General features: G+C 61.9%; 24 protein-coding genes. 17 read left to right on the plus strand and 7 right to left on the minus strand.

Going from position 1 to position 23,322, the window contains the following annotated elements; translation table 11 throughout:
* Positions 1–92 precede the first annotated feature (92 nt).
* The 8 genes from gdhA (at position 93) to QP752_RS02785 (ending at position 9,123) form a co-directional block, all read left to right on the plus strand.
* Positions 93–1,439: an NADP-specific glutamate dehydrogenase gene (gdhA, locus tag QP752_RS02750; RefSeq protein ID WP_284804285.1), complete on the plus strand. Its 1,347-nt coding sequence runs from the start codon at positions 93–95 to the stop codon at positions 1,437–1,439.
* A gap of 164 nt (positions 1,440–1,603) precedes the next feature.
* A complete protein-coding gene (gene argC, locus QP752_RS02755; RefSeq protein ID WP_284804286.1) occupies positions 1,604–2,659 on the plus strand; it encodes an N-acetyl-gamma-glutamyl-phosphate reductase in 1,056 nt (351 codons plus the stop codon).
* A gap of 63 nt (positions 2,660–2,722) precedes the next feature.
* Positions 2,723–3,883, plus strand: a complete 1,161-nt coding sequence (gene argJ, locus QP752_RS02760) for a bifunctional glutamate N-acetyltransferase/amino-acid acetyltransferase ArgJ (RefSeq protein WP_284804288.1) — start codon at positions 2,723–2,725, stop codon at positions 3,881–3,883.
* 9 nt (positions 3,884–3,892) lie between these two features.
* Entirely contained in the window at positions 3,893–4,828 is a 936-nt protein-coding gene (argB, locus tag QP752_RS02765) for an acetylglutamate kinase (protein ID WP_070362905.1), read from the plus strand.
* Entirely contained in the window at positions 4,825–6,009 is a 1,185-nt protein-coding gene (locus QP752_RS02770) for an acetylornithine transaminase (protein WP_284804289.1), read from the plus strand. Before argB ends, QP752_RS02770 begins: the two co-directional genes overlap by 4 nt.
* 157 nt (positions 6,010–6,166) lie before the next feature.
* On the plus strand, positions 6,167–7,342 hold the full coding sequence (locus QP752_RS02775) for an ABC transporter substrate-binding protein (RefSeq protein ID WP_284804291.1): 1,176 nt from the start codon (positions 6,167–6,169) through the stop codon (positions 7,340–7,342).
* A gap of 49 nt (positions 7,343–7,391) precedes the next feature.
* Positions 7,392–8,336 (plus strand): iron ABC transporter permease, encoded by a 945-nt coding sequence (locus QP752_RS02780; RefSeq protein ID WP_176754823.1) that lies wholly within the window; start codon positions 7,392–7,394, stop codon positions 8,334–8,336.
* A gap of 4 nt (positions 8,337–8,340) precedes the next feature.
* A complete protein-coding gene (locus QP752_RS02785; protein WP_284804293.1) occupies positions 8,341–9,123 on the plus strand; it encodes an ABC transporter ATP-binding protein in 783 nt (260 codons plus the stop codon).
* A 5-nt stretch (positions 9,124–9,128) separates the two neighbouring features.
* Here the strand turns inward: QP752_RS02785 and QP752_RS02790 are convergent, their stop codons facing one another.
* Genes QP752_RS02790 through QP752_RS02800 form a run of 3 tightly spaced genes read right to left on the minus strand, consistent with a single transcriptional unit; the run spans position 9,129 to position 12,945 of the window.
* Positions 9,129–9,608 carry a response regulator gene (locus tag QP752_RS02790; RefSeq protein WP_070476953.1) on the minus strand — a complete coding sequence of 160 codons (480 nt, stop codon included), beginning with the start codon at positions 9,606–9,608 and terminating at the stop codon, positions 9,129–9,131.
* The gene (locus tag QP752_RS02795) at positions 9,583–11,493 is read right to left on the minus strand and encodes an ATP-binding protein (protein ID WP_284804295.1); all 1,911 of its coding nucleotides are present in this window, start codon (positions 11,491–11,493) and stop codon (positions 9,583–9,585) included. Before QP752_RS02795 ends, QP752_RS02790 begins: the two co-directional genes overlap by 26 nt.
* Entirely contained in the window at positions 11,494–12,945 is a 1,452-nt protein-coding gene (locus tag QP752_RS02800; protein WP_070362899.1) for a DASS family sodium-coupled anion symporter, read from the minus strand. It lies immediately after the preceding gene.
* Between the two features lie 54 nt (positions 12,946–12,999).
* Between QP752_RS02800 and QP752_RS02805 the strand changes: the two genes are divergently transcribed.
* A complete protein-coding gene (locus tag QP752_RS02805; protein ID WP_070362898.1) occupies positions 13,000–13,365 on the plus strand; it encodes a hypothetical protein in 366 nt (121 codons plus the stop codon).
* On the opposite strand, the gene QP752_RS02810 is transcribed toward QP752_RS02805, so the two are convergent.
* Entirely contained in the window at positions 13,362–14,291 is a 930-nt protein-coding gene (locus QP752_RS02810; RefSeq protein ID WP_070362897.1) for a cation diffusion facilitator family transporter, read from the minus strand. The two genes, QP752_RS02805 and QP752_RS02810, sit on opposite strands and share 4 nt — an antisense overlap.
* A 442-nt stretch (positions 14,292–14,733) precedes the next feature.
* Between QP752_RS02810 and QP752_RS02815 the strand changes: the two genes are divergently transcribed.
* The 8 genes from QP752_RS02815 to QP752_RS02850 all read left to right on the plus strand — a co-directional run bounded on the left by QP752_RS02815 (position 14,734) and on the right by QP752_RS02850 (position 21,210).
* Entirely contained in the window at positions 14,734–15,909 is a 1,176-nt protein-coding gene (locus QP752_RS02815; RefSeq protein ID WP_070362896.1) for a DMT family transporter, read from the plus strand.
* 133 nt (positions 15,910–16,042) lie between these two features.
* A complete protein-coding gene (locus QP752_RS02820; RefSeq protein ID WP_070362895.1) occupies positions 16,043–16,345 on the plus strand; it encodes an urease subunit gamma in 303 nt (100 codons plus the stop codon).
* 13 nt (positions 16,346–16,358) lie between these two features.
* Positions 16,359–16,667, plus strand: coding sequence for an urease subunit beta (locus QP752_RS02825; RefSeq protein ID WP_252931478.1), 309 nt, complete (start codon positions 16,359–16,361; stop codon positions 16,665–16,667).
* Between the two features lie 33 nt (positions 16,668–16,700).
* The gene (gene ureC, locus QP752_RS02830) at positions 16,701–18,413 is read left to right on the plus strand and encodes an urease subunit alpha (protein ID WP_070362893.1); all 1,713 of its coding nucleotides are present in this window, start codon (positions 16,701–16,703) and stop codon (positions 18,411–18,413) included.
* Between the two features lie 100 nt (positions 18,414–18,513).
* Positions 18,514–18,987 (plus strand): urease accessory protein UreE, encoded by a 474-nt coding sequence (locus QP752_RS02835; RefSeq protein ID WP_070362892.1) that lies wholly within the window; start codon positions 18,514–18,516, stop codon positions 18,985–18,987.
* Positions 18,968–19,684, plus strand: a complete 717-nt coding sequence (locus tag QP752_RS02840; protein WP_284804300.1) for an urease accessory protein UreF — start codon at positions 18,968–18,970, stop codon at positions 19,682–19,684. Before QP752_RS02835 ends, QP752_RS02840 begins: the two co-directional genes overlap by 20 nt.
* 22 nt (positions 19,685–19,706) lie before the next feature.
* On the plus strand, positions 19,707–20,327 hold the full coding sequence (gene ureG / locus QP752_RS02845) for an urease accessory protein UreG (RefSeq protein WP_070362890.1): 621 nt from the start codon (positions 19,707–19,709) through the stop codon (positions 20,325–20,327).
* Between the two features lie 4 nt (positions 20,328–20,331).
* Complete coding sequence (locus QP752_RS02850) at positions 20,332–21,210, plus strand: urease accessory protein UreD (protein ID WP_256006281.1); 879 nt, start codon at positions 20,332–20,334, stop codon at positions 21,208–21,210.
* On the opposite strand, the gene QP752_RS02855 is transcribed toward QP752_RS02850, so the two are convergent.
* Genes QP752_RS02855 through QP752_RS02865 form a run of 3 tightly spaced genes read right to left on the minus strand, consistent with a single transcriptional unit; the run spans position 21,211 to position 23,322 of the window.
* The gene (locus tag QP752_RS02855; RefSeq protein ID WP_256006283.1) at positions 21,211–21,540 is read right to left on the minus strand and encodes a helix-turn-helix transcriptional regulator; all 330 of its coding nucleotides are present in this window, start codon (positions 21,538–21,540) and stop codon (positions 21,211–21,213) included.
* A 28-nt stretch (positions 21,541–21,568) separates the two neighbouring features.
* Complete coding sequence (locus QP752_RS02860) at positions 21,569–22,339, minus strand: ABC transporter ATP-binding protein (protein ID WP_070975992.1); 771 nt, start codon at positions 22,337–22,339, stop codon at positions 21,569–21,571.
* Entirely contained in the window at positions 22,339–23,322 is a 984-nt protein-coding gene (locus QP752_RS02865; RefSeq protein WP_070975994.1) for an iron ABC transporter permease, read from the minus strand. The genes QP752_RS02860 and QP752_RS02865 overlap by 1 nt, the downstream gene beginning before the upstream one ends.

Below are 23,322 nucleotides of genomic sequence, written 5' to 3' on the forward strand. Positions count from 1 at the left end.
TGCTGCGCTGCTCGTGTAATGAGGGAAAACTAACAGGGGTCCAGCCAATGAAGTGCTCGCCACGGAAGGGGCGCTACGAAGAAAGGATTCACATGTCTATCGATCAACAGATCTCAGACTATTACGGCAAATTGCAGATGAGGAACGCGGGGGAACCGGAGTTCCACCAGGCACTCGCGGAAGTGCTTGACTCCCTCAAGATCGTCCTCAACAAGGATCCTCACTACGCTGACTACGGACTCATCGAGCGACTCTGCGAGCCAGAGCGCCAGCTTGTGTTCCGCGTCCCGTGGGTCGATGACAACGGGCAAATCCAGGTCAACCGCGGCTTCCGCGTACAGTTCAACTCCGCGCTCGGCCCATACAAGGGCGGGCTGCGGTTCCACCCGAGCGTCAACCTGGGCATCATCAAATTCCTGGGCTTCGAGCAGATCTTCAAGAACTCCCTGACCGGCCTGCCAATTGGCGGCGCGAAAGGCGGCTCTGACTTCGACCCGAAGGGCAAGTCCGACGCCGAGATCATGCGCTTCTGCCAGTCCTTCATGACGGAGCTGCACACCCACATCGGCGAATACCGCGATGTGCCAGCCGGTGACATCGGCGTTGGCGCCCGCGAGATCGGCTACCTCTTCGGCCAGTACCGCCGCCTGGAAAACAGCCACGAGTCCGGCGTGATCACCGGCAAGGGCCTGAAGTGGGGCGGCTCCCTCGTCCGCACCGAGGCAACCGGCTACGGCCTGGTCTACCTCGCCTCCGAGATGATGCAGACGCACGGCGAGTCCTTCGAAGGCTCCAAGGTCATCGTCTCCGGCTCCGGCAACGTGGCTATCTACGCTGCGGAGAAGGTGCAGCAGCTCGGCGGCGTGGTTGTGGCCATGTCGGACTCCTCCGGCTACGTCACCACCCCGAACGGCGTGGACATCGAACTACTCAAGGACGTCAAGGAAGTGCGTCGCGGGCGCATCTCCACCTACGCGGCTGAGGCCGGCGAGGGCGTCGAATTCCACCGGGACGGCAACGTGTGGGAGGTCCAGGCGGACGTTGCCCTGCCGTGTGCCACCCAGAACGAGCTCGATGGTGACGACGCCAAACTCCTCGTCGACAACGGTGTCCGCTACGTCGCCGAGGGCGCAAACATGCCGTGCACCCCAGCGGCTGCGCACTACTTCCAGCAGAAGGGGATCGCGTTCGCGCCGGGCAAGGCCGCCAACGCAGGTGGCGTGGCCACCTCCGCGCTGGAGATGCAGCAGAACGCCTCGCGCGACTCCTGGTCTTTCGAATACACCGACCAGCGCCTGCACGAGATTATGTCGAACATCTTCAAGACGGTCGATTCGACCGCCAAGGAGTACGACATGGAGGGCGACTACGTGGCCGGTGCGAACATTGCGGGCTTCAAGAAGGTCGCTGACGCGATGCTGGCGCAGGGCGTCATCTAGGGATATATGAATATGCGTTGATGGCATAAAATACACTCGGTTGCCCACTGCCGACACTGGCTTAAGGCCGGTTCGGTGGTGGGCAATTGTGTTTTCGGGGGTAGTGGGCGAAAAAGTTTTCTGAATAACATACAGCGCGCCGTATATCTGTTACGCTGCCGTGTATGTCAGAGCAAAAAGTGTTGAACGTAGCAGTCGCGGGCGCTACCGGGTACGCCGGCGGCGAGATCCTCCGCCTGCTGCTCGGCCACCCGGCATACCTCGCGGGCGAGCTTGCAATCGGTGCGCTCACCGGAGCCTCCAACGCGGGCGCCTCGGTAGGGGAGATCATGCCGCACCTGCCCGAGCTTGCCGACCGCGTCATCGAACCCACCACGGTAGAGGTGCTCGCGGGCCACGACGTCGTCTTCCTCGGCTTGCCGCACGGGCACTCCGCGAAGATCGGCGCGGCGCTGCCGCCAGAGGTCACGGTCATCGACTGTGCTGCGGACTTCCGCCTGCGCAGCGCCGATGCCTGGCAGCACTACTACGGCTCCGAGCACGCCGGCTCCTGGCCGTACGGCCTGCCGGAGCTGCCCGGCCACCGCGAGCAGATCGCAGCAGCCACGCGGATCGCGGTGCCCGGCTGCTTCCCGACGGGCGCTACGCTCGCGGCGTGGCCCGTGGTGGCATCCGGCCTGGTCGAGCCGGACCTGACTATCGTCTCCGTCACCGGCGTTTCCGGCGCAGGCAAGAAGGCGAGCGTTGCCATGCTGGGCGCGGAAACAATGGGTTCGCTGAAGGCCTACAGCGCTGGCGGCACCCACCGACACACCCCGGAGATCCAGCAGAACCTGCAAGAAGTCGCGCAGTCTCCGGTCGGCATCAGCTTCACGCCGGTGCTCGCACCGCTGCCGCGCGGCATCCTCACCACCGTGGTCGCACCCCTTGCCCAGGGCGTGGACGCTGCCGCTGTCCGCGCGGCGTACGAATCCGCCTACGCGGGCGAAGCCTTCGTCACCCTGCTCCCGGCAGGGCAGCAGCCGCAGACGCAGCACGTGGTCGGCTCAAACATGTGCCACGTGCAGGTAGCAGTCGACGAATCGGCCAAGAAGCTCGTGGTCACCAGTGCCATCGACAACCTCACCAAGGGCACCGGCGGCGGTGCCGTGCAGTGCATGAACCTTGCACTCGGCCTCGAAGAGACCGCGGGGCTCTCGCGAGCCGGGGTGGCTCCGTAACCGCCAGCCTCACCCCATCTCTACTTCTTCTTCTCGTATAGGACTGTAAAGGACATTTTCATCATGAGCACTACTGGTGTTACCGCCCCCAAGGGATTCAGCGCCGCAGCAATCTCGGCCGGCATCAAGGCATCCGGCAAGCCGGACATGGCCGTCGTGGTCAACGAAGGGCCAAAGAACGCGGCCGCAGCCGTGTTTACCCGCAACAAAGTCTTCGCAGCCCCGGTCAAGGTCAGCCGCGAAGTAATCAAGGGCGGCGCTATTTCCGCCGTCGTGTTTAACTCCGGCAACGCCAACGCCTGCACCGGCGCGCAGGGCGTCGAGGACGCCAAGGCGATGCAGCAGCTGACCGCCGAGGGTATCGGGGTGGACGCCTCGCAGATCGCGGTGTGCTCCACCGGCATCATTGGTGACCTGCTGCCGATGGACAAGATAGAGCACGGCATCGGGGTCGTTGTGAAACAGCTCGGCGACCATGGCGCGGACGCCGCCGTCGCAATTAAGACCACGGACACGGTGGCGAAGGAGGTCGTCGTCAATGGTGACGGGTGGACGCTCGGCGGGATGGGCAAGGGCGCGGGCATGATGGCGCCGTCGCTTGCCACGATGCTCGTGTGCATCACCACGGACGCAGACGTCGAGAGCCAAGCGCTGCAGACCGCGCTCGAGCGCGCCGTCGCCACCACCTTCAACACCCTGGATATCGACGGCTCCACCTCCACCAACGACACCGTCATCGCCATGGCCAGCGGCGCAAGCGGCGTCACCCCGACGCAAGCAGAACTCGACGCCGCGATGCAGGACGCCTGCTCGCAGCTCGCCGCCATGATGCAGTCCGACGCCGAAGGCGTGACCAAGCGCGTGGCCATCACCGTCGAAGGCGCAGCCGACGACGCCCAGGCGCTCAACGCAGCCCGGACAATCGGGCGCGACAACCTAGTCAAGACCGCAATGTTCGGCTCCGACCCGAACTGGGGCCGCGTGCTCGCCGCCGTCGGCATGGCAGACGCCGAGATGGACGCCGAGAACATCTCAGTCACCTTCAACGGGCAGACCGTATGCGAGCAGTCGGCGGGCGCGCCGGGCGCGCGCGACGTGGACTTGAGCGGTGCGGACATCGAGGTCGTCGTCAACCTCGGCACCGGCGGGCAGGGCAGTGCCACCGTGCGCACCACCGACCTGTCGCACTCCTACGTCGAAATCAACTCCGCATACAGCAGCTAGGAGGCAGTCGTGTTACCGAATCTCAGCAGCGAGCAGCGGGCAACCGTCCTGGCAGAGGCACTGCCGTGGCTGCAGCACTACCGCGACAAAATCGTCGTGGTCAAGTACGGCGGCAACGCCATGATCGACGAGGACCTCAAGGCCGCATTCGCCGCCGACATGGTCTTCCTGCGCACCGTCGGCGCGAAGCCCGTGGTCGTACACGGCGGCGGCCCGCAGATCAGCGCGATGCTCTCCCGGCTCGGCCTCGACGGCGGCGAGTTCGTCGGCGGGTTCCGCGTCACCACCCCCGAGATCCTTGACGTGGTGCGCATGGTGCTCTTCGGCCAGGTCGGGCGTGACCTGCTGGGCAAGATCAACTCCCACGGGCCCTACGCGGTGGGCACCTCCGGCGAGGACGCCGGCCTGTTCACCGCGAAGCGCCGCACCGTCGACGTCGACGGCGAAACCCGCGACATCGGGCTCGTCGGCACGATCACCGACGTGAACCCCGCCGCCGTCATGGACATCATCGAGGCCGGGCGCATCCCGGTGGTCTCCGGCATCGCGCCGGGCGAGAACGGCGAGGTGTACAACATCAACGCCGACGAGGCAGCTGGCGCACTCGCCGCGGCGATCGGCGCGGAGCGCCTCGTGGTGCTCACCAACGTGGAGGGCCTCTACACAGACTGGCCGAATAGGGATTCGCTGCTGTCGAAGATCGAGGCCGGGGATCTCGAGCAGATGCTGCCAGCGCTGGACTCGGGCATGATCCCCAAGATGGAGGCGTGCCTGACTGCAGTGCAGGGCGGGGTGAAAGCCGCCCACGTCATCGACGGGCGCGTCGCGCACTCCGTCCTGCTTGAGCTGCTCACGATGGGCGGGGTGGGCACCATGGTTCTGCCAGATGATTACGACCGTTCCCAGTACCCGGACGGCACCATTTTTAGAAAGGATGACGCATGAAGGACTTCACGCAGCGTTGGGCGGGCGCGCTTTTAGATAACTACCCGGTTCCGCCAGTCGAACTCGTCGAAGGTTCCGGCTCCACCGTGACCGACGCGGATGGCAAGCAGTACATCGACATGCTGGCCGGCATCGCGGTCAACGCGCTCGGCCATGCGCATCCGGCAGTGGTCGAGGCGGTCACCAACCAGCTATCGACGCTCGGCCACGTCTCGAACCTGTTCGGCTCCGCACCCGTGGTCAAGGTCGCCGAGGCACTCCGCGAGCACGTCGGCGACAACACCGCCCGCGTCTACTTCGGCAACTCCGGCACCGAGGCCAACGAGGCAGCCTTCAAACTCGCGCGCCTGACGGGTCGCCGCCGCATCCTTGCAGCGCAGCACGGCTTCCACGGCCGCACCATGGGCGCGCTCGCCATGACCGGCCAGCCCGACAAGCAAAAGCCGTTCGAGCCCCTGCCCGCCGGCGTGGAGTTCTACCCCTACGGCGACATCGACGCGCTCACCGCACTCGTGGAACAGAACCCTTCGGATACCGCGGCCATCATCCTGGAGCCCATCCAGGGCGAGACCGGCGTCATCCCCGCCCCGGAAGGCTTCCTCACCCAGGTCCGCGAGCTGTGCGACAAGCACGGCATCCTCTTCATCGCCGACGAAGTGCAGACCGGCGTCGGCCGCACCGGCGACTTCTTCGCCTTCCAACACGAGGGCGTGCTCCCGGACGTGATCACTATGGCCAAGGGGCTCGGCGGCGGCCTGCCCATCGGCGCGACGATCGCCCGCGGCGAGGCGGCGAAGCTCTTCACTCCGGGCAGTCACGGCACCACGTTCGGCGGCAACCCCGTCTCGTGCGCGGCGGCCACGGCAGTGCTGGCCACCATCGACGACGCCTTCCTCGCGGAGGTGCGCCGCAAGGGGCAACTGCTTGCCGACGCCACCTCGAAGATCCCGGGCGTCAAGGAAGTCCGCGGGCGTGGGCTCATGCTCGGCGTGGTGCTGGAGCGGCCGGTGGCGAAGCGCGTCGTCAAGCTTGGCCTTGAGCACGGCGTGATCCTCAACGCGCCGGCGGATGACGTGATCCGCCTGACGCCGCCGCTGGTGATCAGCGACGAGGAAATTGCGCAGGCGGCCCGGCGCCTCACGGCCGCGATTGCGGAGGCCTCAGAAGAGGTCTCACAATAATTTGACAGGCTTGACGTATCGCTTTCGCATGTGCTGTAATTTGATTGTTCAATTCATTAATTGAACATTTGCTAGTGGGGTGGAGCCATCCACCCTTGCGCCTTCACATTCCTTGCTCGGAATCGGTGCAACCAAACCACAGTGAAAGTCGATAATCATGGCCTTCTCCGCGAAGAAATCCCTCCCAGCTGTAGTGCTCTGTGCCGCGATGATGTGGACAGTGACTGGATGCAGCAGCCCTGCGGACAACGAGCCTGCCTCGGAAACGAGCCAGACTGCCGCAGACGCCTCGCATGCAGTGACCATCACGGACATCACCGGGAACACGATTCAGCTGGAGAAGCCACTCGAGCACGCCGCCATCCAGCTTTCTGGTTCAGGCGGGCCGCTTTTGACGATGGCGGCCCTCGACCGGGACAACTACACGTCTAAGATCGCTGCGATGGATAAGGGCCTCGAGTCCAACCGACAGGACCTGTGGGACCTTTTGCTTGAGGCGAACCCGGAGCTTGCTGATATCCCGAAGATTGGTGATGCGACGAAGGATCAGATCTCCGCCGAACAACTTTTGACGATGGGTGTCGACGGAGTCATTGCTCCGGTTCGCCAAAAGGCAAAGATGGATGTCATCGCTGAACAGACTGGCATCCCGGTAATCTACATCGATTACCACAGCCAAAAGCTGGAAAACCATATTCAGTCCACCAAGATCATCGCTGAAGCCACTGGGCTGACGAAGAATGTCGACGAGATCACGAAGTTCTACGAGGACGTCGTCGGCGACATCGAGGAGCGCGCTTCGAAGCTGGACCGCTCTACCTCGGTGTACTTTGAAACCAGCTCCAGCGGTCCGACGGAGTTCGGCAACACCTACGGTGCTGACATTATGTGGGGCGCCATCCTGGACGCCGTCGGTGCGGACAACATCGCCACGCACTTCATGGCAGCCAACGACGCGGAAGCGTTGTCAGCAGAGCAGGTGTTGGTCAGCGACCCGGACAAGATTATTTTTGCGGGATCCCTCTGGGCCAACCAGCCGGACTCCGTCAAGATGGGCTTTTCGGTCTCCAATGAGGAGGCGCTGGCCTCGATGGAGCCGTTCCGCCAGCGCGAGGGCTGGGACAAGCTCAAGGCAATCCAGAACAACGAGCTGTACGCGATTGGTCACCCTATGACCCGCGAAATGCTGGACTTCTACTCCTACGCGCAGCTTGCCAAGCTCTTCCACCCGGAGGAGTTCGCGGACCTGGATCCGGAAGCGCTGATCAAGGAGTACTTCGATAAGTACATGCCGATCCCATACGAGGGAACCTGGTTCATCAAGTATGAGTAAGGCACCAACAAAAAGCCTCCCGAAAGGACTACTGGTCGCATTTGCCATTTTGGCGGTCGTAGTCCTTTTCGTGGTGGATCTTTGCGTCGGCCCCGCCAACATCAAGCTCTCGAACTTCTCCGCCGTGCTAGATCCTGATTCGGTTGAGCACATTGCGTTCTTCCGCATGCGCATGCCGGCTGCCCTCATGGCAGTTGGGGTGGGGATGAGTCTGGGGTTGGCGGGTGCCGTGATGCAGACGATCCTGAATAACCCGCTTGCCAGCCCGTTCACGCTTGGCGTGTCCTCGGCAGCGAGCCTTGGCGCAGCCATCGTCTTTGTGATGGCGCTGCCGATGGTGTTCGTTACCGGCGGTGCGCTGCTGCTCGCGCTGGTCTCCGTGCTGGTTATCTTCGCGGTGGGCAAGTACATCGAGATGAGCAACTCATCACTCGTGCTTGCGGGCATCGCGCTGAACTTCCTCTTCGACGCCTTCCTGTCCCTGATCCAGTACCGCGCGTCAGAAGAGAGCCTGTCGTACATCGTCTTCTGGACGATGGGCGGGCTCACCCGCGCCTCGTATCCGCAGGCGTGGATCCTGCTCTCCACGTTCGTCGTTGTCTTCGCGGTGCTGCTGCGCAACGCGTGGAACCTGACCGCGCTGAAGTTCGGTGAAGCACGAGCGGAAGCGCTCGGCGTCAAAGTCGGGCGCGTGAAGATCCTCTCCCTCGTCTTGGCCTCGATCCTGACTGCGCTGGCGGTGAGTTTCTGCGGAAAGATCGGGTTCATCGGCCTGGCCGCGCCGCACCTGGCGCGCCGACTGGTCTCCGAGGACCAACGGTTCTACCTGACCAGCTCCGCCATTCTTGGTGCGATGATTCTGCTGGTGTCCTCGATCCTCTCGAAGCTGATCGTCCCGGGCGTTGTGGTGCCAATCGGCATCATCAGCTCGATTATCGGCATCCCGTTCTTGGTCTATGCGCTGACAAGCCAGCGCCGTCAAAGGGCGGTGTAGCGGCATGATTCGCGTCAAGAATTTCTCGTTCGATTACGGCGAGCGCCAGATCATCAACAGCATCAGCTTCCAAGCCAAACCCGGCGAGGTCACCGTGTTGATGGGACGCAACGGCGCGGGCAAGACCACGCTGATGACGTCGATTGTCCGCTCACACAACCAGGGGCGCGGCAAGAAGATCTCCGGCGACATCGAAACCACTGGCACCATTTCTTACCTGAACCAGCACACGGAGGGTGACCTGCCGTTCACGGTCTTCGAAACGGTGATGATCGGCAAAGTATCCAAGCTGGGCATCCGCACCACGCAGGAAGACATCGACGACGTCAACGAAGTGCTGGACATGCTGGAGCTGCAGCCTCTCCGCGACGTCGCGATCCGCAACCTCTCCGGCGGGCAGCGCCAGAAAGTGTTCATCGGGCAGGCGATGGTGAAGCGCCCCGAGATTCTCCTTTTCGACGAGCCCACCTCCGCCCTCGACATCGAAAACCAGTACCGCATCCTGCACCAGATCAAGGACCTCACCGTCCAGCGCAACATCACGACGGTGGTGACCCTGCACCAGATCGACCTGATTGAGCGCTTCGCCGACCACATCATCGTGCTCCACGAAGGCAAGATCTATGCCGAAGGCTCACCCGCCGAAGTGTTTACGAAGCAGACGTTCCGCGACGTCTACTCCGTCGAAGCGATCCTGGCCGGGGTCAAGGACCGGATCCTGTTCGGGTTCGACCTCCTCGACCACCCGAAGATCCCGTCTGAGCACACCCCGACTTCGATCCACTAGGCCCGCTAGTCCCGGTGGCGGGTAAGCTTCAGCGCCCGCTGCTGGTCCAGCACCTCGAAGTAGGGCAGCGGGTCGATGTCTAGCGCCTCCACGTAGTCCGTCAACATGTCACGCACTACGCTGTGCAGGTTCTCGACGTCCCACGGCTTAGCGATGTAGTAGTCCAGGTTCGCCTCGTTCACCGCGTGCACGGTGTCCTTGAGCTGCGCCTGCCCGGTTACCAGCACCTTCCGGGTCGCCGCGGTGCGTGGGTCTTGCATCATCTGCACAAGGAACTCCACGCCGGTGGTCCCGGGCATGCGGTGATCACACAGCGCGAGCGCGAGGAGGTCGCCGTCGTCGCTGAGCTCGTCGATCACCTCCCATGCTTCGTCGGCGTTGGAGGCAACCTCCAGGCGGACGGTGTCCGCGAAGGGGAGGAGGTCGCGCTCAAGGGCGGCGCGCACTTCGGCTTCATCTTCAAGAATCAGAATGGTGAGGTTCATGGTGTCTCCTTGGTCCGTTGATACGTAGGCGAACGCTGGCTTGGGTGCCTCGTGGCGAGGACTCCAGCGTGATGGTTCCGTGGTGCTTATTGATGATGCTTCGGCACACACTCAGGCCGATGCCCATCCCGAAGCGCACCTGGCCGTTCTTCGTGGTGAAACGCGGTTCGAAGAGCCGCTCGAGGCGCTCACCGGGGATGCCGGGGCCGTCGTCGATAATGTCGACTTCGATCCAGCCCGGCTCAGGCGTACTCGTGCGGATCGTGACTGTGCTGCCAACGCCCGTGTCCTGCATCGCTTCTGCGGCGTTGGTCAGCAGGTTCGTCCACACCTGGGCCAGCTGGCCAGGCATGCACGTGATGTTGGGCAGCTCCGCGTAATCGCGAATGACCTCGACGTGGTCGAGCCGGTGCGAGATGAGGCGCAGCGTGTCGTCAATACCCTCGTGGACATTGACGTCGGTGACGGGGTCGCCGTCTGGGCGCGCGTACGAGCGCAGCGAAGCGACGAGTTCCGTGATGCGGGTCGCCGCGGTGGAGAGGTTGCGCACCCCAGTGCCGATCGCCGCAGCGCGCTCGATGGTTTCGAAGTCGAGCCTGCGGGAGCGGGCCACCTGCTTAGCAAAGGCGGCGTCGTGAAGCCCGGCGAGCACCCAGCGCTGCGCAAGCGCGCGGTCGCCGATGATCTCGGTGAGGTCACGCCGCAGCCTGCGCGCCTCCTTCGTACTCACCGAGGGCGCCAGTTTCGCCTGGTCAAACGCCTTCAGCACGCCCTCGCGCCACTTCCGGTTCGGGCTCGCCGCAAGCAGCGTATCGACGTCCTCTCCGAGATGCGCCGCCGTTCGCTCAATCGCTGCCATCGGGTTGTTCAGCTCGTGGGCGACCCCCGCCGCCAACTCGCCGAGTGAGGCGAAGCGGGCCTGGCTCATCAGCTCGCGGCGGGCCTCCTCCAGGTTTCGCAGGGCGGTGCTCAGCCGTGCGCGCTCCTGTTCAAGCTCCACGGTCATCTCGTGCTGGTGCACCTGGCTGTCCTCGGAGCGGCGCAGGCGCCGGTCGTAGGAGCGCACCAGCAACACGGCGAGCATGCGGTCCAGGCCAGGGGCGATGTCGAGCAGGTAGTTGAGCTGGTCCATCGGCAGCTGCACCGCGGTGACCTCTGTCGTGGTCCGCGCGGTGAAGAACCCAATGCGCGTGCCTGCCAGCGCCAACAGTCCAATCACCTGGCCTGTCGATCCACGGTGCATCGTAATATCCCCGGCGTCCGTGCTGCGCTGCAGCACCACCTCGCCCGAGATGGTCAAGATGACCTCCTCGACCTCTTTGCCTTCCGTGGTCAGGTTCACCCCGGGCGGGAAGACCAGGCGCGGCCGGCGCCCGAGGTGCCGGTCGGCGGCGTCAATAATGTGCCTGATGATCTCCTCGTCGCTGAGCTCCACGTCCAGCGCCGGCGCCGCCGGCTGGTCGTACTTCGACGTCAACTCGGGGTTGTCGTGGTAGCGCGACGCCCAATAGCGGGTGAGCTGCTGCTGCAGGTTCCGTGCCAGGGCCTCGTCGTGGATCTCCGGCGTGTACACCAGCATGTCCAGCCTGCCCAGCTCGCTGAGCCGGTCCAGGCCCGACACCGTCGGTGCCGTGGTCAGGACGATGATGCGGGTGTGTTCGTAGTGGGCGTCGTCAAGAAATTTGACCAGCGGGTGATCGGCGGTGAGCCCGTGCTCGTGCACCGTGACGGTGACGAGCGCGAGGTCGTCCGTGCGAGGCAAGTCCGTCAGCGACGGGTAGGTGAGCACCGTATGCGTGCCGCCGAACGCGTCGCGCACGATGCTCTGGACGGTGCGCGACGCCTCCGACGCACCGATGACCGCGATTGTTGAGTGTGGAATCATCTACAGCAACCCCAGCAGCGTCCATACTGACGGCATCACGAAGATCAACAGCAGCGTTGCCACCGTGCCCACCACCAGGCCGACCTGCGCCATCTGTGGGATGGTGATCTCCTTCGTGGCGTACGCAATCGCGTTCGGCGGGGTGGAGATCGGCAGCGCCATACCCAGCGAGCAGGCGATCGCCACAATCACCGCGATGAGCATCGGGCTCGGCTCGGACAGCGTGATCGCCAGCGAGACCGCCAGCGGCACCAGCAGGTTCGCCGCCGCCGAGTGGGAAATGACGTTCGCCATGGCAAACCCGATCAGGCCCAGCAGCGCCAGGATCATCATCGGGCCGAGCACCTTCCAGTTCACGGAGCCGACCAGCCAATCGTCGAGGCCCGTCGCACCGACGCCCGTGCCCAGCGCAATACCGCCGGAGACCAGCCACAACACCGGCCAGTCCAGCGCCTGGACGTCCTTGCCCTTCATCACTTTCAGGCTCAGCAGCGCAACGACGGGGAAGAAACCGACAATATTCGAGGAAATCCCGTGCAGCGGCTCGCTCATCCACAGCGCAATCGTCAGCCCCGCCACCGCGTAAAACAGCTTCGCGTTCGACGACGTATCCCAGGACGCATCCATTGCAATCGAGATCCGCGTCTCCGAGGGGATGAACGCAATGCACAGGAACAGCCACGCAAACACCAGCACAACCAGCATGAACGGGACGGCAAGCAGCATCCACTGCGCGAAGGACACCTTGATGCCGTACTCCGCCAGCGCACCAATCGCGATCGCGTTCGGCGGCGTGCCCACCGGCGTACCGATGCCGCCCACATTCGCCGCCAGCGGAATCGACAGCGCCACACCCGCGCGCACCTTACCCGGCGGCAGCGTGCGCAGAATCGGGATGACCACCGCGAACATCGTGGCCGTCGTCGCCGTATTCGACATAAACATGCTCAGCAGCGCGGTAATCAGCATGAGCCCCAGCACCGTCAGCCGCGCCTTGTCCGGGAACGGCCGCAGCATAATCGCGGCCAGGTTCTTGTCCAGCCCGAACTTCTCCGCGCCATGCGCAATCATGAACCCGCCCAAGAACAGGATGATCACCGGGTTCGCCAGCGCCGCAAAGTAGTCGGACGCCGGCAGCACCGTCTCCTTCAGCGCCTCGGCGCCACCCGTCGGGTCAACGATGGCGCCCTTTGAAAGCAGGATGACCTCGAAGAAGATCACTAGCACCGCGGTCGCGGTCAGCGGGATCGGCTCGAGGATCCAGAAGACAATCGCTAACAGGAAAATAGAAAGCATCCGCTGGCCGGGAGCCTCGAGGCCAGGGATGTTGAAAAAGAAGGGGAGCGCGAAGAGCACGGCGCCAAGAATGAGGCCCGCCCACTGCTTTTTCGAAAGGGAGGGGGCGCGCTGCTGGAGCGCCGGTGGTGGAATCGTTCCATGCTGTACAGCCATACCTCTGTATCTTAATCGTATGACCAGCGAATTTCGGTGGTTAGAATAAGCAGAATGAAACACTCAAAGCTTTTCGTCGCAGCACTCGCCGCCGCCTGCGTATCGACGGCCACTTCGTGCACCACCCAGCCCCTCCCATTCGAGCAAACACCCGCCGCACCGGCTTCGCAGGAAGCAGAGACCGCGCCCGATGCCGATCCAGGCGTGATGGACGAGCCCGCCTTCGAAGACGCCATCATTACCATCTGGTCAAAGACAGACGAGATGCGGGGCATCGGCGTGCCCGAGTCCGAGATCGAAGATTTACAGGCCCGCACCGACAAGCGCGACGAGTCGATGGGGAAGCGCGCAATGTTTTACGTCACCGAGGCTGACAAGCTCAGCGAACAGTATGCGTCAGTGACTGAAAACGGTTCTTAAGCCCAGAGCGGTCCGGTGCGGGTGTGGTACCCGGCAGGCTCCACATGCACGATCGTTTCCGACTCACCGATGACCGCAGTGATGCCATCCTCGATGGCGTCGGCGTGCTCGTGGGAGTACGCCACAGTCCACCCGCCGGGGACCTGCACGACGAGGCTGATAAGCCGATCGCGGCCAAACGCAGCCGTGCGCACCGACGTGAACTCGACGTCGTGCTCGGCAGCGTAGCTATTAAGGAAGCCGTGCAGCTTCTCCAGCTCATCTTGCGGCAGCGCTTCCGAGAGCAGCCCAAGAATGGCGCCTTTGAGCAGGCGGTAGCCGGTGAACAGGACGTTGAAGCCGACGCACAGCGCGATGATCGGGTCGAGCAGCTGCCAGTCCGTAATCCAGACCGCCGCGATGCCGACGATCACTCCGACCGTGGTCCACACGTCAGTGAGGAGGTGGTGGCCGTCGGCGTCCAGTGTTGAGGAGCGGTACTTCTTCCCAGCTTTCACCAGCGCGACGCCCACCGCGAGGTTTAGTACCGTGGCGGCAACAGAAAACGCCAGGCCGATACCGATCTGCTCAACCGGCTGCGGGTGAATAATGCGCTGCACGGACGTATAGATAATGGCCACGGACGCCACCAGAATCAGCGAGCCCTCCACCTGCGCGGAGAAGTACTCGGCCTTCGCGTGGCCAAAGTTGTGGTTTTCGTCTGCGGGCTTGGCGGAAAGCTTCAGTGCCCACAGGCCGACGAGGGCAGCAACCAGGTTGATCACGGACTCGATGGCGTCGGAGAGGAAACCGACTGATCCCGTAATGCCGGCCGCTGCCATCTTCAAAGCAATGGTGATGACGGACGCTGTGATGGAGAGCCACATAAACCGTTCGAGGAGCCGCTGTTCTCGTTTACGTTCAGCATTGATTTCGGACAAAGGCATGTCTGCTTTCCGCCTCCCTATATCTGACCTGCAATATGTTAACAGTGCGGTCGGGGAGGGGTATGGGACCAGGCGAACCGGGAAAGGTTGAAAGTTGGACCTTAAAAGCTCCCAGGAAACTTTTGAATGTTGATTTATAAAATAATGAAAAAACAACAGTATGTAATTCAATCGAACCATCGAATCTCGGATATTCAATAAAGGGGTAGAGGGTTTCTATTTTTGGCCCAATTTTCGGGACATTTTTGGGAAATCTGCAGCTGACAGTACATTTGTACTGTTTAAACACACCCCAATGCGGGGGTAGTCGAAATGTATAAAAATATGAATGGGGCTTTTATAAAGTCGCTCGGAGGGGGATTATATATGCAATAGTTTGAAAGTTATGCAAATAGTGCCTTAGGGAATTCTGAAATGTGTTTCGGAATGTATTGTGTTTGGCATGTCAAATACTTCTAGCGCCACTACGGCAGCGGACATCAAGGGTCCGCCAATCAAACCAGTGAGCCACGGCAAGGCAGTGTTGTTCCTTGCCCTTGGTACAGCATTCCTTGCCGGTACCCCGTTGTGGGTAAAGGCCACAAACATGGATCCCGCCACGCAGGCCTTCCTGCGCGTTGTGCTCGGTTGCCTCGTGTTGATCCCGTTCGGTGTTATGGAAATCCGCAAGAAAGAATCCCTGAGCAAGAAGGGCATCATGCTCTCCATTGCCTCGGGTCTCTTCTTGGGCGTGGACTTCACATGCTGGAACTACTCCATTTTCTACGTAGGCGCTGGTGTTGCCGCGATTCTGCTGAATCTGCAGGTCATTATCGTGCCGATGCTTACGGCAATCTTTGATAAGTACAAGATTCCGCCAGTGTTCCTGATTCTTGTTCCGATCATGGCCGTCGGTGTGCTGTTGACCGGTGGCGTATTTGAGGCGGCGGAAGCATCCGGCGGCCCGGAGAGCATTTACGGCATCAAGACCGCGACGCTGGGCACCATCTTCGGTTTGACCTCCGGCGTGTGCTACTCGTTCTACCTCTACCTCTCCCGCAAGGCTGGTACCTCCGCACGTAAGGACCTCTACGTCCAGCCGATGATGTACACGATGGCAGCGCAGGCTGTTGCGCCTACCATTGTTGCGCTCTTCATCTCCCCGCGTGGCGGCTTCGACTTCGTCAATGGCGTCTTGATCGACGGTCAGCTCCCATTGGTTGACCCGGAGACCACAGTCGGCGACCCACTGACTGCATGGAACTGGTTCAACCTGATCTGCTTGGTTATCCTCGGCCAGGCGTTGGCGTGGACCTTCGTCCAGTACGGCACGGTCTGGCTCGACCCAACCCTGTCCGCAGGTATCCTGCTGCTTTCGCCGGTGACCTCCGTTATCATTGCGGCCCCGCTGTTCGGCGAGATCCCATCGGTACTGCAGATCATCGGTATCTTCCTGATTTTGGGTACAGTGGCATATCAAAATGGGATGTTCACAATGTTTTCAAAATCGAAGATGAAACCGGACCACGAGAATCCCGACCATTCGCTCGATGAACAACTCGTCAGAGAGGGATTAGCGCCCGGACACTCACCGGAAGAAGCCTCGGATAACCCGAAGAAGCATCACCATCACCACTAATTCGGAGTAGGTTCGGGGCGAACCGAAAAAATTTCACACAATGAGTGAAAACTGAACCCCGTCTGTTCCGAAAGGCACAGACGGGGCGTCGGCAAATAATCGAATATCAATCGTCAACGAGCAAGGAGAAGAAATGAAGCTGACCCAACGCGAACAGGAAAAGCTGCTCATCGTGGTTGCTGCTGATGTGGCACGTCGCCGCAAGGAACGCGGCGTGAAGCTGAACTACCCAGAGTCGGTAGCCCTCATCACGGATTACCTCATGGAAGGCGCCCGCGATGGCAAGACGGTAGCGCAGCTGATGTCCGAGGGCATCCAGGTGCTTACCCGTGACGATGTCATGGAAGGCGTTCCAGAGATGATCTCTGACGTTCAGGTTGAGGCAACCTTCCCTGACGGCACCAAGCTTGTCACTGTCCACAACCCAATCCGATAAAAGGAGACTACCCATGATTCCAGGCGAGTACTTCATCACTGAAGGCAAGGTCATCCTGAACGAAGGCAGCGAGCCAATCACGCTTGAGGTGAAGAACACCGGCGACCGCCCGATCCAGGTCGGTTCCCACTTCCACTTCGCAGAGGCAAACAGCGCCCTCGAGTTCGACCGTGAAGCTGCGATGGGCAAGCGCCTCGACATCCCGTCGGGCACCGCAGCCCGTCTCGAGCCAGGCGATTCCCGCACTGTTGAGCTGATCGACTTCGGCGGCAAGCGCGAAGTTCACGGCTTCAACGGCAAGGTCAACGGCCCAGTCAAGTAAACGGATTACGAAACCTTTAAGGAAGGGAACAAAATGGCATTTGAGATGGATAGGCGTCAGTACGCCGAGCTTTACGGCCCACACACCGGTGACGGCGTCCGCCTCGCGGACACCTCACTGATCGCACGCGTCGAGAAGAACCTGCTGAAGCCAGGCGAAGAAGTCAACTTCGGTGGCGGCAAGGTTATCCGCGACGGCATGGGTCAGAACTCCCGTGTTACTGGTGAAGAACTGATTCCGGACCTCGTCATTACCGGCCCGATCATTATTGACTACACCGGTATCTACGTTGCTGACATCGGCATCAAGGACGGCAAGATCCTCAAGATCGGCCGTGCAGGTAACCCAGATATCCAGGACGGCATCGACATCGTTGTCGGCGTCGCAACCGAGGTCATCGGCGGCGAGGGCAAGATCGTCACCGCTGGTGCAGTGGATACCCACATTCACTTCATTTCCCCAGAGCAGGTCCTGGCTGCGCTGGACAACGGCACCACCACGCTCATCGGTGGCGGCGTTGGCCCGGTTGATTCCACCAACGCAACCACCGTCTCCGCTGGTGCGACCAACATCAAGCACATGATCGAGGCTTCGGTTGACTTCCCGGTCAACGTTGGATTCCTGGGCAAGGGCCACGCGTCCGCGCTCAACCCGCTGCGTGAGCAGATCAAGGCCGGCGCTATCGGCCTGAAGATTCACGAGGACTGGGGCGCAACCGCGAACACCATCGACAACGCGCTCAAGGTCGCGGACGAGATGGACGTCCAGATCGCGATCCACACCGACACCCTCAACGAGGGTGGCTTCGTGGACAACACCATCAAGGCAATTGACGGCCGCGTCATCCACACCTTCCACACCGAGGGTGCTGGCGGCGGTCACGCGCCGGACATCATTGAGCTGGCTGGCCACTCCAACGTGCTGCCAGCGTCGACCAACCCGACGCTGCCGTACACCCACAACACGCTGGAAGAGCACCTTGACATGATCATGGTCTGCCACCACCTGAACCCGGATCTTCCGGAGGACGTGGCGTTCGCAGACTCCCGTATCCGCAAGGAGACCATCGCGGCGGAGGACGTCCTGCACGACATGGGCATCCTCTCCATCACCTCCTCTGACTCCCAGGCAATGGGCCGCGTCGGCGAGGTCGTGCTGCGCACCTGGCAGGTCGCTGACCGTATGAAGCAGCAGCGTGGTCCGCTCGAGGGTGACTCCGAGGGCAACGACAACGAGCGCATCAAGCGTTACGTGTCCAAGTACACCATCAACCCAGCGATCGCTCACGGTATCGCGCACGCAGTCGGTTCCGTTGAAGAGGGCAAGCTTGCTGACCTGGTGGTCTGGGAGCCGGCACACTTCGGCGTCAAGCCGCTGCTCGTGCTCAAGTCCGGCTACGTTGCACGCGCAGAGATGGGTGACTCCAACGCATCCATTCCGACGCCACAGCCACGTACGATGCGTTACTCCTACGCGGCATACGGCGATGCAGTTCGTCGCACCAGCGTCACCTTCCTGCCGACGGCCGCATTCGAGGCCGGCGTGCCGGATCAGCTGAACACGAACCGCAGGTTTGTTGAGGCGAAGGGCATCCGCAACCTCTCCAAGGCAGACATGAAGTACAACTCCGAGACGCCTGACATCAAGGTCGATCCGGAGACCTACGTACTGACCGTCAACGGTGAGGAAATCCACTCCGAGCCAGCTGAAGAACTGGCTATGGCACAGCGCTACTTCCTGTTCTAAGGTGGACGTGTAGCAGAAGCGAGCGGGGGCAGCAGACGCTGCCTCAGCTCGCTTTTTATTTTCTGCGACCACAAAATAAACGAAAGGTACTTATCGCAACATGATCGTTACTGAGATTCTCGGCAACGTGAATACAACCGAGGGTATTGATGCGTCGAACTGCGACTACGTCGTGTTCGACAACGAATCCCGCGTCAAGCGCATTCAGCGCCTGACCACTGAGCAAGGCACCGAGCTCGGCATCCGTCTCGACAACGACTTCCGCGAGTTCGTCGACGGTGACATTCTTGCCCGCGAGGGGGACAAGCTGATCGTCGCGAAAATCGCGGCTTCCGATGTCCTGGTGATCGAACCTGCAACGATCCGCGAGGCGCTCGAGGTTGCGCACGCGCTCGGTAACCGCCACCTCCAGGCACAGTTCTTCGCCGCAGGCGAGAATGCATTCGACAAGGACGTTATGGTTGTGCGGTACGACCACACCGTCGAGCACCATATCCAGCACACCGGTGTGTCCTACCACCGCGGTGAATACGTGATGCCAAAGGCGTTCCGTCATGCAGAGCACACCCACTAATCGCAGCCAGCTCGTCGTCTGGCACCTCACCGACTCCGCCCTGCCAACTGGTGGCTTTGCGCACTCCGCGGGCATGGAAACGTACCTGCAGCGTGACGTCATCCGCGACGCCGACACGTTCGCGACGTGGCTGCGCGGCTACCTGTACCAGGGCACGTTTAATGACGCCCTGGCGGCTCGGTTCGCGATCGAGCTGCAGCAGTCTGGCCTTTCGGAGGCGGAGCGCGTCGATAAGCTCGCTGAGCTTGATGCCCTGGTGCATGCGACGCAGACGCCGAAGGAGCTGCGCGCCGCGATGCAGTCGATGGGTCGGCGCATGTCGAAGGTTGCCAAGATTGTCGACGCCAACGATGCGCTCGTCACCGAGTACGACCGCGGGCTTGCGGCCCGTGAGTACAAGGGCAACCCCGGCATTGCGTTCGGGCTGGTGCTCGGCGCGGCTGGCGTGGAGGAGTACACCGCTGTCGAGGCGTACCTCATGCAGCTTGCGACTTCGATGGTGCAGAACGCGATCCGCGCGATCCCGCTCGGCCAGGACGCGGGCCAGCGTCTGCTGGTTGGCGTGTATGACTGGGTGTCGCGCTACGCCGCGGTGACCATGGAGCACACGATCCACGACTTGGGTGTGGCGGCGCCGGATATGGAAATTGCGCAGATGGAACACGAGTTCCTGCATTCGCGAATGTTTATGTCTTAAAACTTGGAAGGAAGATAGAAGTATGTCAGTAATCAAGATTGGCGTCGGTGGCCCTGTCGGCTCCGGTAAGACGCAGCTCATTGAGCGTATTACGCGCGCCCTGGAGGGAGAGATCTCCATGGCCGCGATTACCAACGACATTTACACCACCGAGGATGCCCGCATCCTGGCTCGCGACGGCGTGCTGCCGGAGGACCGCATCATTGGTGTTGAGACCGGTGGCTGCCCGCACACCGCTATTCGCGAAGACACCTCGATGAACGAGGCCGCCTACGAGGAGCTTCTGAACCGGCACCCGGACCTGGAGCTGGTGTTCATGGAGTCCGGCGGCGACAACCTGTCCGCGACGTTCTCCCCGGAGCTCGTCGACTTCTCGATTTACATCATCGACGTTGCGCAGGGCGAGAAGATTCCGCGCAAGGCAGGCCAGGGCATGATCAAGTCCGATCTGTTCGTGATCAACAAGACGGACCTTGCCCCGTACGTCGGTGCTGACCTGCAGGTCATGGCGGATGACTCGAAGAAGTTCCGCGGTGACAAGCCGTTCGTGCTGACCAACCTCAAGACCGACGAGGGCCTTGACCAGGTCATCGAGTGGATCCGTCGAGATGTGCTCATGCAAGATCTCGACACCAAGGCGTAGCTTGATGTGGGGCGAGTCACGCGCGGTGTTCACCCACGAACCGCCGCATGAGGAAACTGGTGTACTGGAGCTCGGCATCGGCATTGGCGGTACCAAGTCGGTAGCGAAACGGCAGTACCACGAGGGTGCGTTCAAGATCATCCGCCCGCACTACTTGGATGACTCCGGGCAGGTCTACTACACCATCGCGAACCCCGGCGGGGGCTACGTCGGTGGGGACGTGTACCGGATGGACGTTGAAGTAGAGCCGGATGCCTCCGTGCTCCTGACGGACCAGTCCGCGGCGAAGGTGTACCGCACGCCGAACGACTACGTCGTGCAGAACGTGGAGTTCACCCTGCACGGCAACGCCGTGATGGAGTACATCCCGGATCAGCTGATCCTGTACCGGGAGGCGGACTTCCGCCAGCAAATTACCGTCAACATGGACGCGGAGTCGCAGCTGTTCATGTCGGACATCGTCACGCCGGGCTGGTCGCCGGATGGTCGCCAGTTCCTGTACGAGCAGGCGCACCTGCGTAACGTCGTTCGTGTCGACGGCAAGCTGGCCGTCGTGGACAACGTGCGCATCGAGCCGACGAAGGAACTCTTCAACGACGTGAAGGAGTCCTTCCTGGGGCAGCACACCCACTTCGCAATGGCGATCTGCATCGACCCGAACATGACGCCGGAGCTGCTGGAGAAGGTCCGGGATGCAGTGCGCAACTCCCTGGAGGGCAAGGGCACTGCGAGCGCTTCGGTCACAGAGACCGAAGTTCCTGGCTTTGTGCTTCGCGGTGTTGCTGACTGGACGGAGGACCTGATGCGCATCATCAAGGCTGCGGCGAACGTCGTTCGCGCCGAGACGCGCGGCCAGGGGCCGATCGACCTGCGTCAGTACTAGTTACTTGCTATCGGCCGAATCCGGGCCATGTCCATGTTCGTGGGCATGGCCCGCACCTATCCAGTGCAACAGCTCGTGGATGTCATTGTCCGCGATGGCGTAATAGATGCTGCGGCCGTCTCGTTTCGAGGACACCGTGCCGTTGTTCTCCATCGCGCGCAGCGCGGCGGACGCGGTTGCGATACGAAGCTCGGTGACCTCTGCGAGCTCGGTCACGGTCAGCTTGTGCTGGCCGGCGTGGTGGATCGCAGCAAGCAGCGTCAACCGGGTTTGATCCCCGAGGATCTTGAAAATCCCGGCCCAATGGGGGAAATCTACTGACTGAGCCACTACTGAAACCTTTCTGGAATCGTTTTCACTACACCGGATGGGAAATGTGGAGTACCGGGATGTCCTGGTTATCTCGGTCTAGGTTACCGCTCACTCCGAAAACATTCTCAAGGACTGCTGGAGTAAGAACGTCGTCTGGCGCGCCGTTGCCCTTGAGCTGCTTGTCGTGCAGCAGCAAGAGGCGGTCGCAGTAGCGCGCGGCGAGCGCCAGGTCGTGGATCGCCAGCACGATGACCGTGTTGTGCTCACGGGACAGGTGGCGAAGCATGTTCATCAGCTTGTACTGGTGATGCAAGTCGAGGTGGTTCGTGGGCTCGTCCAAGAGCATCACCTTCGAACGCTGCGCCATCGCGCGTGCCACCATAGCTCGCTGGATCTGGCCGCCGGACAGTTCCGACATTTTGTGGTCCACGATGCCCTCGAGGTCCGCGTGCCGCAGCGCGTGGAGGATGATTTCCTCGTCCTCCGGTTGGGCCTGCGCGAACGGTCCGCGGCCAGCGCTGCGTCCGAGTTGGATCACCTCGCGCACGGTGAGCGGGATCTTGTCGCCGGAGTGCTGCGCCACGTAGGACAGCACGTGGACGCGCTCGGTGCGAGGGTAGTCGCGCAGCGGCTTGCCGTCGAACAGCACATCGCCTGTGAATGGGTGCACCCCGGCGATGGATTTGAGCAACGTCGACTTGCCGCAGCCGTTCGGGCCCACGAGCCCGATGACGGACGGGGCGTCGAGTTCGAACGAGATGCCGCTCAGGATGGTCGTACCGGGGAAGCCCGTTTCAAGGTTCTTGACTTCTAACATCAGTGCTTCCTCCGCAGGATCAAGAAGAACGCAGGGACGCCGATGAGCGCGGTGATCACGCCGACAGGCAGTTCCTGCGGGGCGAACAGCGCGCGAGCGATGGCGTCGGCAACCACAAGCGTGATCGCGCCGACCACCGCGGAAATCGGGATCAAGCTCGCGTGCCGCGGGCCGGACATCATGCGCACAGCGTGCGGAACAATCAAGCCCACAAACCCGATCGCGCCGACGGACGCGACCGTAGCCGCCGTCATGAGCGACACCGCCACCAACACCGCGTAGCGCAACGCCACAACCGGAATGCCCATCGTGGACGCCGTCGCATCACCGAGGGAGAGCGCATCTAGGTAGCGCGACATCATCCACAACGCCACCGTGCCGAGCGTGCCGACGATGAACACCGCGATCACGGTGTACCAACGCGCGGCGCTGAGCACGCCGAGCAGCCAGAACATGATGCCGCGGGTCGACTCAGCGTTCCCGGACGCGGTAACGATCAGCGAGGTCAACGACTGGAACAGGAACCCAATCAGCACACCGGTCAGCACCACACGTGCGGCGTCGGCCGCACTGTTGCGCAGCAGCAGCATCAACATGCCGAAGGACACGAGCGCACCCACCGCTGCACCGGCGATGATGCCGTACTGCCAGGTTGAGAACAGGATAGCCACGACAGCGCCCGTCGACGCGCCCGAGGAAATACCCAGCAGGTACGGCTCGGCGAGGTCGTTGTGGGTGATGGCCTGCATCGCCACACCGCACACCGCGAGGATCGCCCCGACCATCGCAGCCATCAGGATGCGAGGGATGCGAAGCTCGGTCAGGATGGACATGCGCAGCGGGGAAGGGGCGGGCAACGCCGGATCAAAAATCCCCCGCAGCTCAGTAAAGCTCAGGGAGCTTGAGCCAATCGGAATAGAACAAACCATCGCGAGTACCAGCAGTACTAACGCGATGGCTGAAACAGTGACGGTCTTCTTCAC

Origin of the sequence: Corynebacterium sp. UMB10321, from assembly GCF_030228725.1 — a bacterium.
In the GTDB taxonomy this organism is placed as follows: Bacteria; Actinomycetota; Actinomycetes; order Mycobacteriales; family Mycobacteriaceae; genus Corynebacterium; species Corynebacterium pseudogenitalium.

Bases quoted from the DNA above. Each gene is read 5' to 3' on its own strand.
- gdhA (WP_284804285.1), top strand. From the start codon at position 93: ATGTCTATCGATCAACAGATCTCAGACTATTACGGCAAATTGCAGATG.
- argC (WP_284804286.1), top strand. From the start codon at position 1,604: ATGTCAGAGCAAAAAGTGTTGAACGTAGCAGTCGCGGGCGCTACCGGG.
- argJ (WP_284804288.1), top strand. From the start codon at position 2,723: ATGAGCACTACTGGTGTTACCGCCCCCAAGGGATTCAGCGCCGCAGCA.
- QP752_RS02770 (WP_284804289.1), top strand. From the start codon at position 4,825: ATGAAGGACTTCACGCAGCGTTGGGCGGGCGCGCTTTTAGATAACTAC.
- QP752_RS02775 (WP_284804291.1), top strand. From the start codon at position 6,167: ATGGCCTTCTCCGCGAAGAAATCCCTCCCAGCTGTAGTGCTCTGTGCC.
- QP752_RS02785 (WP_284804293.1), top strand. From the start codon at position 8,341: ATGATTCGCGTCAAGAATTTCTCGTTCGATTACGGCGAGCGCCAGATC.
- QP752_RS02790 (WP_070476953.1), bottom strand. From the start codon at position 9,608: ATGAACCTCACCATTCTGATTCTTGAAGATGAAGCCGAAGTGCGCGCC.
- QP752_RS02795 (WP_284804295.1), bottom strand. From the start codon at position 11,493: ATGATTCCACACTCAACAATCGCGGTCATCGGTGCGTCGGAGGCGTCG.
- QP752_RS02800 (WP_070362899.1), bottom strand. From the start codon at position 12,945: ATGGCTGTACAGCATGGAACGATTCCACCACCGGCGCTCCAGCAGCGC.
- QP752_RS02805 (WP_070362898.1), top strand. From the start codon at position 13,000: ATGAAACACTCAAAGCTTTTCGTCGCAGCACTCGCCGCCGCCTGCGTA.
- QP752_RS02810 (WP_070362897.1), bottom strand. From the start codon at position 14,291: ATGCCTTTGTCCGAAATCAATGCTGAACGTAAACGAGAACAGCGGCTC.
- QP752_RS02815 (WP_070362896.1), top strand. From the start codon at position 14,734: ATGTCAAATACTTCTAGCGCCACTACGGCAGCGGACATCAAGGGTCCG.
- QP752_RS02820 (WP_070362895.1), top strand. From the start codon at position 16,043: ATGAAGCTGACCCAACGCGAACAGGAAAAGCTGCTCATCGTGGTTGCT.
- QP752_RS02825 (WP_252931478.1), top strand. From the start codon at position 16,359: ATGATTCCAGGCGAGTACTTCATCACTGAAGGCAAGGTCATCCTGAAC.
- ureC (WP_070362893.1), top strand. From the start codon at position 16,701: ATGGCATTTGAGATGGATAGGCGTCAGTACGCCGAGCTTTACGGCCCA.
- QP752_RS02835 (WP_070362892.1), top strand. From the start codon at position 18,514: ATGATCGTTACTGAGATTCTCGGCAACGTGAATACAACCGAGGGTATT.
- QP752_RS02840 (WP_284804300.1), top strand. From the start codon at position 18,968: ATGCAGAGCACACCCACTAATCGCAGCCAGCTCGTCGTCTGGCACCTC.
- ureG (WP_070362890.1), top strand. From the start codon at position 19,707: ATGTCAGTAATCAAGATTGGCGTCGGTGGCCCTGTCGGCTCCGGTAAG.
- QP752_RS02850 (WP_256006281.1), top strand. From the start codon at position 20,332: ATGTGGGGCGAGTCACGCGCGGTGTTCACCCACGAACCGCCGCATGAG.
- QP752_RS02860 (WP_070975992.1), bottom strand. From the start codon at position 22,339: ATGTTAGAAGTCAAGAACCTTGAAACGGGCTTCCCCGGTACGACCATC.